The following is a 589-nucleotide window of genomic DNA, read 5'->3' as shown; positions in this document are numbered from 1 at the left end:
TTGATGGCGGATCACCACAAATTTTTGAGGTGTATAAAACCGATGAAGAAGGCAATTACGTGGATGAAAACGGCAATCTAATTCCTGATGGTGAAGATCCTCTGCCGTTGAGTGTTAACTTGCTCAACTATCAAGGCAGTGATGTTCAAGAGCTGGTTGAAGATGAAGTGATTCCTTCTGGCAACTACAAGTTGTGTGTGTTTGCCAATGATGGCGATCACCCCGACTACCCATCGTATGTGATTGACGAAGCGACAGGAAATCAAATCCCACTGACCGTCAAAGGCGATGGTGCTTGTCCTCAAGGCGTGGGTAAAGAGCCTAACTCTGGGGTATTGTTCTTTAACAACACCTTTGCGGTTAATCCTGATAACAATGAATTCGTAGTCGAGTTTGATCTGCGTCGAGGCTTAAAAGACGGAACGGGTCAAAACGAAGGGTACAGTATTCAACGCACTTCGGTGACCTTGATCAACACCGTTACGACAGGTGAAATTCAGGGCGATGTCGCCGCACAAACCTATGCAGATTGCGAAATTGATACGTCCAGTGCAAACGACTATGCGCACGCCGTTTACTTATATGAAGG

1 protein-coding gene is annotated in these 589 nt (G+C 46.0%); it reads left to right on the top strand.

What is annotated here, in order from left to right; genetic code table 11:
• A partial coding sequence (locus R7Q46_RS28710) for a DUF4382 domain-containing protein (protein WP_318078513.1) occupies positions 1-589 on the top strand: 589 nt, incomplete at both ends.

It is taken from the genome of Vibrio sp. 811, from assembly GCF_033339195.1.
This window is presented reverse-complemented; position numbering and strand designations above follow the sequence as displayed.